The following is an 11,180-nucleotide window of genomic DNA, read 5'->3' on the forward strand; positions in this document are numbered from 1 at the left end:
TTGATACTCCTTACGCTTTCACTGCAGCAACAACTTTTTCTGCGGCATCAGCAAGCCCATTCGCAGAAATCAATTTCAAACCCGATTCATCCAGTAATTTTGCACCTAACTCTGCATTGTTGCCTTCTAAGCGAACCACTACAGGTACAGTGACATTTACTTCTTGAACCGCTGCAATAATTGCTTCAGCAATCATGTCACAACGTACAATTCCACCAAAAATATTAATCAAAACAGCTTGAACAGATGTATCTGATAAAATAATTTTAAAGGCTTCAATCACACGCTCTTTGGTTGCGCCTCCCCCCACATCAAGGAAATTTGCAGGCTGACCACCATACAATTTAATGATATCCATGGTCGCCATCGCCAAACCCGCACCATTGACCATACAACCAATATTGCCTTCAAGCGCTACATAGTTCAGATCAAACTCAGATGCTTTCAGCTCACGCTCATTTTCTTGCGATTTATCACGTAGCGCGGCAATCGCCGGTAAACCATACAATGCATTCGAGTCGATCCCCACTTTGGCATCGACACACAAAATGTCACCATTTTCACGTACAGATAATGGGTTAATTTCAAACAAAGCAAAATCATTTTCAATAAATGCCGCATAAGCCGCAGTCATCACTTGAACAAATTGATTGATTTGTCCATGTTTTAAATTCAGTGCAAAAGCGACTTCACGTGCTTGAAATGGTAACAACCCCACCAAAGGGTCCACTTCAACTTTAATAATTTTTTCAGGCGTTTCTTCAGCGACTTTTTCAATTTCGACACCACCTTCCGTAGATGCCATAAATGTGACTCGACGACTGGAACGATCAACCACTGCACCCAAATAAAGTTCGCGTTCAACTGGATAAACATCTTCACAAACAAGAATACTATTTACAGGTTGGCCATTGGCATCGGTTTGATAGGTCACTAAACGTGTACCAATAATTTGATTGGCATAATCAGCAGCTTCTGAAGCCGACTTCACCACTTTTACACCGCCCGCTTTACCTCGACCACCGGCATGTACTTGGGCTTTCATGACCGCAAATTTACCACCGAGTTGCTCAAAAGCTTTTACAGCTTCTTCTGCATTTGTTGCGAGTACACCTTCTTGAACTGGCATACCATATTTTTTTAATAACGCTTTTGCTTGATACTCATGTAAATTCATTGAATAACCTTTTATTACTTCTTCGCTTTGTTATGAACCACCAATACCCAGACATCCGTCAAAGCAGTACTGGCATTTTTTAAAATCTTTCTTATCTTTATTTTTAGATGATTGTTCCAATAAAAACAACCACCAAATGTAAAAAGAGCGACCTAAGTCGCTCTTTTTTGAATCTTATTTACGTTTACGCTGAATCGCGTGAATCGCACGTCCATCCACTGCAAGTGCAGCTTCGTGCACCACTTCAGAGAATGTTGGGTGACCGAAAGTCATCAATTGTAAGTCTTCAACAGAAGATACAAACTCAAGTGCAATCATACCTTGGTGTACGATATCAGACGCAGCAGGTCCAATCACGTGCATACCCAGTAAACGATCTGTTTTCGCATCAGCAACAAACTTCACGAAACCAGCATTTTCACCAGCAGCCATTGCACGGCCGTTTGCAGCGAAACCGAATTGACCCGTTTTAACTTCATGGCCTTTCTCGATAGCTTGCTGTTCTGTTAAACCGACCCACGCCGCTTCTGGGTGTGTGTAGATCACAGAAATGATCGTGTCATAGTTCACTTGAGCTGCATGACCGTGAATACGTTCAACAGCCATTACGCCTTCTTCCATTGCTTTATGTGCAAGCATTGGACCACGTACCAAGTCACCAATTGCATATACACCTTCAACAGAAGTTGCACACCAATCGTTAACTTCAACCAAACCACGTTCAGTCAGTTTAATGCCGCAATCATCAGCCAATAAGCCTTCTGCATAGGCACGACGGCCGACACAAACGATCAACTTATCAAATACTTGAGTTTTGTCTTCGCCACCTTGGGTGTACTGAACAGTAACTTCTGAACCATTGACTTCTGTACCAGCAACTTTCGCGCCAACACGAATATCCATACCTTGCTTAGTCAACAGTTTTTGGTAGTCTTTTGCCAAAGCTTTATCAGCCATTGGTAAGAATGCATCCATTGCTTCAAATACAACAACTTCAGCACCCAAACGACGCCAAACAGAACCAAGCTCTAGACCAATCACGCCTGCACCAATCACACCTAAACGCTTAGGTACTTCTTGGAATTCTAGTGCGCCAGTTGAGTCAACAATGATGTTTTGATCAACTGGTGCTGATGGAATGTTAATTGGCACAGAACCCGTTGCAAGAATCACGTACTTAGGCTCTAAAACTTGAGTTTCACCTTCGTGAGATACAAATTCTACTTTTTTACCTGCAAGTAATTTACCTGTACCTTTTAACCACTCGATACCGTTACCTTTTAGAAGGCCATCAATACCCATGGTAAGTTGGTCAACAATTTTGTCTTTACGTGCAAGTAATTTTGCAAGATCAAACTTCACGTCACCTGTGGTAATACCGTGATCATCTAGGTGATGCACTGTATCTTCATAACGATGTGAAGAGTCAAGCAACGCTTTCGATGGGATACAACCCACGTTTAAGCATGTACCACCTAAAGATGGTTTGCCTTTATGAATGCGTTTTTCGATACAAGCAACTTTAAAACCAAGTTGAGCCGCACGAATTGCTGCTTCATAACCACCTGGTCCACCGCCAATAACGACTAAATCGAACTGTTGAGACATTTTTATCTCCAAGCTCTAAGACAGAGGATCGCCCTGTCTTAGATTGGTTTGTAATGGTAAGTATTAAAGATCAAGGATAAGTCTAGCTGGTTCTTCTAACAATTCTTTGATTGTTACAAGGAAACCTACTGCTTCTTTACCATCAATTAAACGGTGGTCATAAGAAAGTGCTAAATACATCATTGGTAAGATTTCGACTTGACCATTTACCGCCATTGGACGCTCTTGGATTTTATGCATACCCAAAATCGCAGTTTGTGGTGTATTCAAGATCGGAGTAGATAACAATGAACCAAAAGTACCACCATTAGTAATAGTGAACGTACCGCCAGTCATGTCTTCAATACCCAATTTACCATCACGCGCTTTACCAGCGTATGCACGGATACCATTTTCAACTTCTGCATAATTCATACGGTCTGTATCACGTAATACAGGAACCACTAAACCACGTTCAGATGAAACGGCAACACCGATGTCATAATAACCATGATAAACAATATCATCACCATCAATCGATGCATTCACTGCTGGGTAGCGTTTAAGCGCTTCAGTTGCAGCTTTCACGAAGAATGACATAAAGCCAAGACGTGCACCATGACGCTTTTCAAACGCATCTTTATATTGGTTACGCATATCCATGATTGGTTTCATGTTCACTTCATTAAACGTCGTCAACATTGCAGTTTCTTGCGTTGCAGCAAGAAGACGTTCAGCAACACGTTTACGAAGACGCGTCATCGGAACGCGTTTTTCTATACGTTCGCCAATCGCTACACTTAACGGTGCAACCGCAGCCGCAGCTGGCTTAGTTTGATGATTTGCAACATCTTCTTTAGTGATGCGACCACCACGACCAGTACCCGCAACATCACCAGCAGCAATGCCAGTTTCAGTTAACGCTTTACGTACCGCAGGTGCTTGATCAGAAACTTGTTGAGCACGTTCAACCACAGGTGCAGCACCCGCTTCAGTTTGAGATGCAGCTTGTTCAACGTTTCCTTGAACGGCTTGAGTTTGCGCAGCGCCAGAAACAGCACCTTCTTCAAACTGAGCAATCACTTCGTTTGATAGAACTGTATCGCCTTCACCTTTAATGATTGTAACAATCGTACCATCAGCAGGAGCAACAACTTCCAAAACAACTTTATCAGTTTCAATATCACAGATGACTTCATCACGTGATACGGCTTCACCTGGTTGTTTGTGCCAAGTTGCAATTGTTCCGTCAGCAACTGACTCTGGGAATACCGGTGCTTTAATTTCGGTTGCCATTATTTAGAATCTCCTGATTGTTCAGCTACGATCGCAAGTGCGTCATTGACGAGCTGAGCTTGTTGTTTTGCATGTAAGTATGGTGAACCACAAGCTGGCGCAGCAGAAGCTGGACGGCCTGCATAACTAATATGAACTTGTTTACCCATTTTCATCACGTCATCATATAAACGAGGTGCGATGAATAACCAAGCACCTTGGTTTTTCGGTTCTTCTTGCGTCCAAACGATTTCTTTTACATTCGGATAAGAAGCAAATACTTCAGCAATACGTTGTTCTGGGTACGGATACAATTGTTCAATACGAACGATTGCAGTGTTATTTAGTTCTTCTGCACGACGTTTTTCAAGTAAGTCGTAGTAAACTTTACCACCACAAAGTACCAGACGCGTTACGTCTGCTTTGTTGATTTGATCCACTTCATCAATCACAGTCTGGAATGTGCCAGTTGCAAGCTCTTCTAAAGTAGAGGTTGCAAGTTTATGACGAAGCAATGACTTCGGTGAAGTCACGATCATTGGTTTACGAATTGGACGAATTGCTTGACGACGCATCGCATGGAAAATCTGCGCAGGCGTTGTCGGTGTAATCACTTGCATGTTGTCTTCAGCACAAAGCTGTAAGAAACGCTCTAAACGTGCAGATGAATGCTCTGGACCTTGACCTTCAAAACCGTGTGGAAGCAATAATGTTAAACCACAAACACGTTCCCACTTGGTTTCACCAGAAGCGATAAATTGGTCAATAACCACTTGCGCACAGTTTGCGAAGTCACCGAATTGTGCTTCCCAAATAATCAAGCTTTTCGGTAAAGTCGTTGAATAACCGTATTCAAATGCCAACACCGCCATTTCTGACAATAATGAGTCATAAATTGCAGTACGTGGTTGGTTTTCTTTCAAATTACATAGTGGAATATAAGTTGAACCATCCACTTGGTTATGCAATTTTGCATGACGATGCGAGAATGTACCACGACCAACGTCTTCACCGGTTAAACGGAATAAGTAGCCTTCATCCAAAACAGTCGCATAAGCTAAAGTTTCAGCGGCACCCCAGTTTAACGGCATTTCACCCGTTTGCATTTTAAAGCGATCATCAATCACTTTAGACACCTGACGTTGCATCACGAAGCCTTCAGGAAGCTCGCGCATTTTCGCGCCAAGCTCTTTCAAACGCTCGATTGGGAAAGTGGTATCCCAAATATCTGTGTAATCGTGACCCAAATAAGGCGTCCAATCGACAAACATTTTTTCGTTTGGTTCAAGTACCAATGCATTGGCAACGTGTTTGCCCGCTTCTAAATCTGCACGGTAGTCTTCTACCATTTGATCTGCTGCTGCACGATCTAATACATTTTGTTGCACCAATTGATCCGCATAAAGCGTACGTGTGGTCGCTTTTTTGTTAATCACTTGATACATCATCGGTTGAGTTGCAGCTGGCTCATCCGCTTCGTTATGACCACGACGACGGTAGCAGAACATATCAATCACAACATCCTTACGGAATGTATGACGGAAATCATGTGCCAATTGCGCAACAAACAATACAGACTCAGGATCATCACCATTGACATGGAAGATCGGTGCCTGAATCATTTTCGCGATATCGGTACAGTATTCGGTAGAACGTGCATCACGTGGGTCAGATGTAGTAAAACCAACTTGGTTGTTCACCACAATATGAACTGTACCACCAACGGTATAACCACGCGTTTGTGACATTTGGAAGGTTTCTTGGTTGACACCTTGACCTGCAAATGCCGCATCACCATGAACGATCACTGGCAATACGTCATCGCCACCAATGTCTTTACGACGGACTTGGCGCGCACGCACAGAACCCTCAACTACAGGTCCAACGATTTCTAAATGCGATGGGTTAAATGCCAATGCCAAGTGAACTTCACCACCTGGTGTCATCACATTTGAAGAGAAACCTTGGTGATACTTAACGTCACCAGAACCTTTCTTGTGAATAGATTTACCTTCAAACTCACCAAATAAATCAGCAGGGTTTTTACCCATGATGTTCACAAGTAAGTTTAAACGCCCACGGTGTGGCATACCAATCACGACTTCTTTACAACCCACAGCACCTGCACGTTGAATCAGTTCGTTCACCATTGGAATGAAAGACTCACCGCCTTCAACACCAAAACGTTTAGCACCAACATATTTATTGCCTAGGAATTTTTCTAGGCCTTCAGCAGCGGTTAGACGTTCTAAAACATGCTTTTTCTGATCAGCAGTAAAGCCAAATTGACCTTTAGCACCTTCAAGACGCTGTTGAATCCAGCGTTTTTCTTTGGTATCAACAATATGCATGTATTCAACACCAATAGAAGCACAATATGTTGCTTCCATTGCGTTAACCATTTCGCCTAAAGTCGCTTCAGACTTACCTAGGGCAAGGTTACCTGCATTAAAGACTGTATCTAAATCTGATTTCGTTAAGCCATGTGAAGCAAGATCTAAATCTGGAACATCTTCACGTTTAGCCAAACCTAAAGGATCTAATTTTGCTTTTTGATGACCACGATTACGATAAGCAGCAATGAGCTGTACTACGCCAATTTGACGACGCTCATGTTCAGAACTTATAGCACTTTGAACAACAGGTTGAACGCGACTTGAATTGCGACCTAATAAAAGGAATTGCTCACGTACATTGCTATGTGGTTGATCACCTTTAGGGAATTTATCGAAATATTCGCGCCAGTCCGATCCTACAGAATCTGGTGACGTCAAATAATGTTCATAAAGTTCTTCAATATACGCTGCACTGTCAGCGGAAAGTTCAGTGTCAAGACGCAGTGCGTCAGCAACTTCTTGCATTTGTGGACCCATTTCCTATTGCAAAAACATTTCAGGATGCTTTTTAAGCTACCCCATGATTAATAATGTCAAATTGGTAATATGACATTAATCCCCCACAAGGCATAAGCCATGGGGCGTTATCACTACATCAGGAATAACCCAATGTGAACAATGAATCATAACGCCCCTCAGCGGCATCATCACTCATTAAAATACTCGACCAAAATCGAGCAATTTTTTGCAAATCGACTTAGAAAAAATAAGCACATGGCTTAATTTTTCTAAAGCGATTTATATCTATTGATAAACCCTACACACAATCCAAAACGTTGAAAAAACATCCCTAAACGAAGTACTTTTTTCACATATAGTTTGGTGTTAAATCCTAACATGTTCTCTAGTTACAATTAATTTTTTTGACACATACCTCTCATAAGCTTGCGAAATACATAACCATTATTTCCATCTAATATATGGTGCTTTATCTAATAATTAGATTCAATGTAGACCATAGTCCTACACCACCAAATCACAGATAACAAAAGAGAGCACAATATTTAAACCCGCTCTCTTCATTTACGTTATATGGTAACATTTTAACAGCAACTTTGCAGATTCAGGCTCAAGATTAACGCCTTAATTGCCGATTCGAACAACTTCACAACAATTAAATGGGTTTTTAGTCAGTTTTAGCTTTAATTTTAAGCCCTTCAAATAAACACTCAAAAAAAACCTACTTCAGCATAAGTATTTTCACATGTATCTTTTTTATACAACAGCATCAATCACAATAATATTAAAAGCATAAAAAAAGCACACCATCTGGTGTGCTTTTTTTAACTGATGCAGATTAGCCCGCTTGATCTAACAACATATTACGGATGTGACCGATTGCTTTAGTTGGATTTAGACCTTTAGGACAAACTGATACACAGTTCATAATCCCTTTACAACGGAACAACGAGAACGGGTCATCAAGACGTGATAAACGGTCTTGAGTTGCTGTATCACGTGAATCGATGATAAAACGATATGCATTCAACAATGCTGAAGGGCCCAAGAATTTATCAGGGTTCCACCAGAATGATGGGCATGCAGTTGAACAACATGCACAAAGAATACATTCATACAAACCATTCAAATGCTCACGCTCTTCAGGAGACTGTAAGCGCTCTTTTGGAGGAGATGGCTGGTTGTTGATTAGGAATGGTTGGATTTTGTCATACTGAGTATAGAATTGGTTCATATCAACAACCAAATCTTTAACCACTGGCAAACCCGGGAGTGGACGAATCACGATTTTTTCAGGTAAATCGTTCAAATTCCACAAACAAGCCAAACCATTTTTACCATTAATATTCACACCATCCGAACCACAAATACCTTCACGGCATGAACGACGGAATGTTAATGATTCATCCTGTACTTTTAAAGCAAGAAGCGCATCAAGCAACATACGGTGCTTATCAGTCAATTCAAGTTTAAAAGTTTGCATGTACGGTGCTTTATCCTTATCAGGATCATAGCGGTAGATTTCGAAAGTACGAGTGCCTCTACTCATCTTTATTCTCCTAATTAGAATGTACGCGGTTTAGGTTCAATAGCGTCTACAGTCAACGGTCTGTAACGTACTGGTTTGTATTCAAGACGGTTGTCTGATGAATACCACAAAGTATGTTTCATCCACTCATCATCACGACGACCATAAGAATATGTCGGATGATCCGCAGGCAATTCATAATCAACCACTGTATGCGCACCACGACATTCTTTACGAGCTGCAGCAGAGATTAATGTTGCTTTAGCGACTTCGTATAAGTTTTCAACTTCTAGCGCTTCAACACGTGCTGTGTTAAATACTTTAGATTTGTCTTTTAAGTGGATATTGCGTACACGCGGTTCAATAGCAAGAATTTGCTTCACACCTTCGTCAAGCAATGCTTGAGTACGGAATACACCAGCATGGTCTTGTACGATGTCACGGATTGCATCGGCAACGTCTTGTGCATTTTCACCTGAAGTTGAATCATCAAGATGACGAATACGCTTCATGGTGTTAACCAATGCAGTCGTTGGAACTGGCGTATAGTCTTCGCCGTGATGTTTAGTCACGTAGTCGATAATATGTTCACCAGCCGCTTTACCAAATACCACCAAGTCAAGCAATGAGTTTGTACCTAAACGGTTCGCACCATGTACAGATACACAAGAACATTCACCAATTGCATAGAAACCTTTAACAGGTTTTACATAATTGCGATCAGTATTGTTCGTGCTGTAAGTATCCGTTGCCTGATCATAACCCGCTTCTAAAGCAACAGTTTCTGCAGTTTCAGGAACAACAACTTGACCATGAATATTGGTTGGAATACCACCCATTTGATAATGGATTGTTGGTACTACAGGAATCGCTTCTTTAGTGATATCTACGTTTGCGAATTTCTTACCAATTTCAAATACTGATGGTAAGCGCTTCATAATCGTATCAGCACCTAAATGTGTCATATCAAGAAGGATATAATCACCTTTAGGACCACAACCACGACCTTCTTTGATTTCTTGGTCCATTGAACGTGATACGAAGTCACGTGGTGCCAAGTCTTTCAAAGTTGGTGCATAACGTTCCATGAACGGTTCGCCGTCTTTGTTACGAAGGATTGCACCTTCGCCACGACAACCTTCTGTCAACAAGACGCCTGCGCCCGCAACACCCGTCGGGTGGAACTGCCAGAATTCCATATCTTGTAATGGAATACCTGCACGAGCTGCCATACCAAGACCGTCACCAGTATTGATATAAGCATTAGTTGATGCACGGTAAACACGACCTGCACCACCCGTTGCAAACAATGTTGCTTTGGCTTGGAATACCGCAATTTTACCTGTCTCTTGGTCAATTGCCGTTACACCAATTACAGTACCTTCATCATCACGAATCAGATCAAGTGCGATCCATTCAACGAAGAACTGTGTACCCATTTTCACGTTGCTTTGATAAAGCGTATGCAAAAGCGCGTGACCTGTACGGTCGGCAGCAGCACATGCACGTGGAACTGGCTTTTCACCATAGTTTGCAGAGTGACCACCGAATGGACGTTGGTAGATTGTACCATCTGCATTACGGTCAAATGGCATACCCATGTGTTCAAGTTCATAAACCACTTTTGGTGCTTCACGACACATAAACTCGATTGCATCTTGGTCACCTAACCAGTCAGAACCTTTTACTGTGTCATAGAAGTGATAATGCCAGTTATCGTCTTGCATGTTACCAAGAGATGCACCAATACCACCTTGCGCCGCAACAGTGTGTGAACGTGTTGGGAATACTTTAGTCAGCACTGCAACATTCAAACCCGCTTGAGCAAGTTGATATGAAGCACGCATACCAGAACCACCACCACCAACGATAACTGCATCGAAAGCTTGGCTTGGAATATTTGAATAATCTTCTTTAGGGGTTATAGCGCCCATGACATTTTCCTATCAATTCGCCCAAAAAATCTGGATTGCCCAGATTGCATATGCAAATACAGCAACAATCACTGCTGATGTCAGCACCAAACGCAAGCCTGAAGCTGAAGGACCCATTTGACGAGTAGTCACATAGTCAGTGAATACCTGCCACATGCCGATCCAAGCGTGTGCGACAAGAGATAAGACTGCCAATAAAGATAAAATCTTCATTGGTAATGTCATCATAAAGCCAAACCATTGTTCATAGTTAAATCCGCCATTACAAAGGATCCAACCCAACACCACAACAGTATAAACAGCTAATACAACAGCACTTACACGTTGGATATACCAATCGCGAGAACCTGAACCCGTTAAACCTGTAGCACTTTTCATTAGAGAACAATCCATACAAATGCTGCAACAATACCGATTGCAGACAAGATCAATGAAATAGTAGCTGCGATTCGACCACTTTGCAGTTCTTCGGCAATACCGATATCTGCAAGTAAATGCTTAACACCCGCAATAAAGTGGAAAATTAAGCCGGCTACAAATACCCATACGATGAAGCGCACAATGAAGCCACCAAAGATTGCTTGAACTTGAGCAAAACCTTCAGCAGAAGACAATGATTTGTCTAAAAGCCACAAAAGTACTGGTACGAGTAAAAATACGATGACACCAGAGAGTCGGTGTAGAATTGATGCAATAGCCACAGGGGATTTTAAGTTTACTTCTAAAACTTGACCCATGGACAAATTGACAGGTCTGTTGCTTTTCACAGCGGGCATCCTGTAAGTAAAAACTCCATCTGGAGTTTGTTGGAATTAATTCGAAGG

Annotated in this window: 8 protein-coding genes; all 8 read right to left on the reverse strand. The window is 41.8% G+C overall.

All coding sequences use genetic code 11. From position 1 onward, the window contains the following. Window positions 1–10: 10 nt before the first annotated feature. The 8 genes from sucC to sdhC all read right to left on the reverse strand — a co-directional run bounded on the left by sucC (window position 11) and on the right by sdhC (window position 11,132). Window positions 11–1,177, reverse strand: coding sequence for an ADP-forming succinate--CoA ligase subunit beta (gene sucC, locus B9T30_RS02785; RefSeq protein ID WP_004651302.1), 1,167 nt, complete (start codon window positions 1,175–1,177; stop codon window positions 11–13). A 174-nt stretch (window positions 1,178–1,351) separates the two neighbouring features. Beyond that, window positions 1,352–2,785, reverse strand: a complete 1,434-nt coding sequence (gene lpdA / locus B9T30_RS02790) for a dihydrolipoyl dehydrogenase (RefSeq protein WP_086183670.1) — start codon at window positions 2,783–2,785, stop codon at window positions 1,352–1,354. A 63-nt stretch (window positions 2,786–2,848) separates the two neighbouring features. Continuing rightward, window positions 2,849–4,060: a 2-oxoglutarate dehydrogenase complex dihydrolipoyllysine-residue succinyltransferase gene (gene odhB / locus B9T30_RS02795; protein ID WP_086183671.1), complete on the reverse strand. Its 1,212-nt coding sequence runs from the start codon at window positions 4,058–4,060 to the stop codon at window positions 2,849–2,851. Beyond that, entirely contained in the window at window positions 4,060–6,900 is a 2,841-nt protein-coding gene (locus tag B9T30_RS02800; protein ID WP_086183711.1) for a 2-oxoglutarate dehydrogenase E1 component, read from the reverse strand. The genes odhB and B9T30_RS02800 overlap by 1 nt, the downstream gene beginning before the upstream one ends. 832 nt (window positions 6,901–7,732) lie before the next feature. Continuing rightward, window positions 7,733–8,443, reverse strand: coding sequence for a succinate dehydrogenase iron-sulfur subunit (locus B9T30_RS02805; RefSeq protein WP_086164314.1), 711 nt, complete (start codon window positions 8,441–8,443; stop codon window positions 7,733–7,735). 14 nt (window positions 8,444–8,457) lie between these two features. Beyond that, a complete protein-coding gene (sdhA, locus tag B9T30_RS02810; RefSeq protein ID WP_086164315.1) occupies window positions 8,458–10,356 on the reverse strand; it encodes a succinate dehydrogenase flavoprotein subunit in 1,899 nt (632 codons plus the stop codon). 12 nt (window positions 10,357–10,368) lie between these two features. Continuing rightward, window positions 10,369–10,734 (reverse strand): succinate dehydrogenase, hydrophobic membrane anchor protein, encoded by a 366-nt coding sequence (gene sdhD, locus B9T30_RS02815; RefSeq protein WP_074945610.1) that lies wholly within the window; start codon window positions 10,732–10,734, stop codon window positions 10,369–10,371. Continuing rightward, window positions 10,734–11,132 carry a succinate dehydrogenase, cytochrome b556 subunit gene (gene sdhC, locus B9T30_RS02820; RefSeq protein WP_074945608.1) on the reverse strand — a complete coding sequence of 133 codons (399 nt, stop codon included), beginning with the start codon at window positions 11,130–11,132 and terminating at the stop codon, window positions 10,734–10,736. The genes sdhD and sdhC overlap by 1 nt, the downstream gene beginning before the upstream one ends. Window positions 11,133–11,180 lie beyond the last annotated feature (48 nt).

The sequence above is a fragment of the Acinetobacter sp. ANC 4973 genome, assembly GCF_002135275.1.
GTDB lineage: Bacteria > Pseudomonadota > Gammaproteobacteria > Pseudomonadales > Moraxellaceae > Acinetobacter > Acinetobacter kyonggiensis.